The organism is Tepidimonas alkaliphilus, from assembly GCF_007556595.1.
GTDB classification, from domain to species: domain Bacteria; phylum Pseudomonadota; class Gammaproteobacteria; order Burkholderiales; family Burkholderiaceae_C; genus Tepidimonas; species Tepidimonas alkaliphila.
On the sequence record NZ_VJNB01000026.1, the window covers coordinates 1 to 2,966 of the forward strand.

General features: G+C 63.6%; 4 protein-coding genes and 1 pseudogene. 4 read left to right on the forward strand and 1 reads right to left on the reverse strand.

Going from position 1 to position 2,966, the window contains the following annotated elements; translation table 11 throughout:
- The 4 genes from Talka_RS11785 to Talka_RS11800 form a co-directional block, all read left to right on the forward strand.
- Window positions 1–611, forward strand: a 611-nt coding sequence (locus Talka_RS11785; RefSeq protein WP_221933899.1) for a hypothetical protein, incomplete at its 5' end; no start/stop codon positions are given.
- 109 nt (window positions 612–720) lie between these two features.
- A complete protein-coding gene (locus Talka_RS11790) occupies window positions 721–1,128 on the forward strand; it encodes a hypothetical protein (protein WP_143891511.1) in 408 nt (135 codons plus the stop codon).
- 18 nt (window positions 1,129–1,146) lie between these two features.
- Window positions 1,147–1,350 carry a hypothetical protein gene (locus tag Talka_RS11795; RefSeq protein WP_143891512.1) on the forward strand — a complete coding sequence of 68 codons (204 nt, stop codon included), beginning with the start codon at window positions 1,147–1,149 and terminating at the stop codon, window positions 1,348–1,350.
- Window positions 1,310–1,768, forward strand: coding sequence for a hypothetical protein (locus Talka_RS11800; RefSeq protein WP_143891513.1), 459 nt, complete (start codon window positions 1,310–1,312; stop codon window positions 1,766–1,768). The genes Talka_RS11795 and Talka_RS11800 overlap by 41 nt, the downstream gene beginning before the upstream one ends.
- A 98-nt stretch (window positions 1,769–1,866) precedes the next feature.
- Here Talka_RS11800 and Talka_RS11805 read toward each other — a convergent pair.
- Window positions 1,867–2,838: pseudogene (locus tag Talka_RS11805) on the reverse strand (IS5 family transposase).
- Window positions 2,839–2,966: the final 128 nt, after the last annotated feature.

Genomic DNA, 2,966 nt, shown 5'->3' on the forward strand with positions numbered 1-2,966 from the left:
TGCAATACGTCGAGGATCTGGGCCTCATCCAATCCCGGCCGCAGTGGAGGATTGCCAACCGCCTCTACCGCGAAGTCATTCCTCGTGAACTGACCTACACCACGCAGACCCGCATCACCCACGAGCAGGCTTGGTACGTCCGCCCGAGCGACCGGCGGCTGGACCTCGACAAACTGCTGTCAGCGTTTCAACAATTCTTCCGTGAGAACGCCGACGCCTGGATCGAGCGCTTTCAATACAAGGAAGCCGGCCCGCAGCTTTTGCTGCAGGCTTTTCTGCAGCGCATCGTCAACGGAGGAGGCCGCATCAGCCGCGAATATGGCCTGGGGCGGCGCAGGACCGACCTCTTCCTTGAGTGGCCGCTGGATGAAGCGCAGGGCTTTCTCGGGCCCGTGCAGCGCGTCGTCCTTGAACTGAAAATCCTGCACAAGAGCCTGGAGGCCACGATCGAGGAAGGCCTCACCCAGACCGCCGCCTACGCCGAGCAGTGCGGAGCGCAGGAAGCGCATCTGATCGTCTTCGACCGCCGGCCCGGACGCAGCTGGGAGAAGAAGATCTTCCATCGCACGGAGACCATCGGCGGCCGTACCATCGGCGTGTGGGGGATGTGAGCGTGCAAAACACCTGTTCCGTCCTCACATTAGCCGCGCCACTGGGATCGTCGTTATGTCGCTAATCTGGTAGGTGTGTCCCTAGCGGTGTCAAGCACCAAGTGTAACGGTGGAATCGCTGAAGGGAGTGGCTCGCTTGGGTGAGCACTCTTTCAACATCCCTGTGCGGTTTTATCACCGCGATGTCGAGTCGATCACGCTACCAGTGAATCCGGTCGCTGCTCGGACGCGCTGTGCAGAGGGGCAACTGCTTCTTTATGCCGAGGCGCTGGATTGCGTGACGTCGAAGCGGTTTGTCCGGGCTCCGCACCGTGTGCTGTTTCTCGCCGTCCAGCATGGGCACTGGTGGGCTTACCTTCCGCCTGCGAGTTGCCGCTACCTGCCCCGGCGGCCGGGGATTCGGCTGCTCGTCTTCGTTTGCCGTCCATTGGGCTGGTCGATGTATCGGCTGGATCGCGCGCGGCTGACCGAACGCCTGCGCGACGCCTTGATGGCCTGCGAGCTCAAGTTCTGGTGAGCGGGATTGACGGCTTTGATGATCCGCTGGCTTGAAAAGAGGGTGTTGGCTTGGCTGCCGCCGGGCGTGCAGGCACGCCTGCGCGGTGCCCACGCTGCCAACAAAGCCTTCGTGCGCAGCGCGTTCTGGCTGGCGATGTTCGTGCTGGCGGCCAAGCTGGTGGCGGGCGGCTGGCAAAGAGATGGCGGTGGCCTACCGTTACGGCACCTCCGCGACCGTTGAGGGGTATCTGCTCGTCTTCAACCTGCTGTCGTGGCCGGTAAGCCTGCTGTTTGGTGTCATGTCGGCGGTTTTCATTCCGCGATTGGTCGCCCTGCAGTGGGATGACCCGCAAGGTGCCGCCCTTTGGCAGCGGCCGGTAACGACGTGGGTGTGGCTGCTCGGGGCTGGGCTTGGCATCGGGGTTGCGGTCGGTTTTTCTCCTCTCTTGGCCACAGGGTGGCTGGGTCTGGAGACCGAGGCTCTGAGGGCTGCCCAGGCCGTGCTGCCGTGGTTGGCTTGGATGGTAACGCTCGACGTCGTGGTGGGTTGGCACGCCTGTCAGCTGATGAGCCGTCAGCGCCACGCCAACACATTCCTATGGAAATTCTGCTCAACCCCGCTGCTGACGCCGTCGCGGGGCTTGAGTTTCACATCGTGAGTTCAGGCATGATTCCGGCAGTCTCGCGGGGCCGTTTTAGCCCCCGCAGGGGCCTTTGGCGGCCCCGCGTGGGGCGCTTGCGCCCCGTTTGGGGGCACTTACCCCACGCAGGGCTGCATAAGCCGCCTGCGCACGAGCCACAGGTTGGCCAGCATCAAGAGCGTGGTGATCTGCGCCGCGTTCCTCTTCAGGCCCTTGTAGTGGAATTTCGTGTATCGGAAGACGCACTTGAGCACACCGAAGATGGGCTCGCCGCGCGCGCGGATGCGCGCCTTGACGGTCTCGATCGGGTCGAGGATTGCCTGCAGCGGCTGGGCGGTATCCAGCTGCCGGCGCTTGCCCGGGCGCATGGCCACCTGCCAGCTGACCTTGGGGTGATGCTGTTGCACCTCCTCGCGCTTGTCCACGCGCGGGTCACCCGCATCGGCAAAGACGTCTCGTTCCTCTCCATGCAGCAGCGCGTGCGCCTGCGTGACGTCGGCCACGTTGGCAGGTGTGACCACCACGCTGTGCGCAAGACCACTGGCCGCATCCGTGCCCACATGCGCCTTGCAGCCAAAGGACCACGGGTTGCCTTTCTTCGTCGTTCGCGGCTGCGACTCATCGCCGCTCACCATCTCAGGGTCGCGGCTGCGGCTCTGGTTCTTCGTGGAGCTGGGCGCAGCCATGAGCGTGGCATCCACCACCGTGCCGCTTCTGACCATCAGGCCGCGTTCGGTAACGATGCCGTTGACCAAGCCCAGCATACGCTCGCTCAGGTTCTTCTCTTCCAGCAGATGGTGCAAGCGCAGGATCGTGGTCTCATACGGCACAGTGTCCACCCCCAGCTCCAGCCCGAGAACTTAAGCAAAGGCCGGCACGTCATCGAACGCCTCTTCAGCTGCCGGGTCCGACAGCGCAAGCAGCAGCTGCAGGAAGTGGATGCGCAGCAGCACCGACACCGGGTACGGGGGATGGCCGCCCTTGGGGCCAGGCGAGGGCATGTGCGGGGCCATGAGCGCTTCAAGCTCCTTCCACGGCACCACCTGATCCATCTGCCGCAGGAACTCGCGCTTGCGGGTGGTCTTCACTTGTACTCTAAACCTTCTTTCCTGACATAACGGATCGACGAAAGGAGAGAAGGACGAACGCGGAGCTGAAGCTGGCGCAGCAGCGGCTGTCGGTGCTGGAGCTGGCGCAGGCGCTGGGCAATGTGAGT

What these genes read in the sequence shown, in the direction of transcription:
- Talka_RS11800 (WP_143891513.1), top strand. Translation starts at nt 1,310, where the DNA reads ATGGCGGTGGCCTACCGTTACGGCACCTCCGCGACCGTTGAGGGGTAT.
- Talka_RS11795 (WP_143891512.1), top strand. Translation starts at nt 1,147, where the DNA reads ATGATCCGCTGGCTTGAAAAGAGGGTGTTGGCTTGGCTGCCGCCGGGC.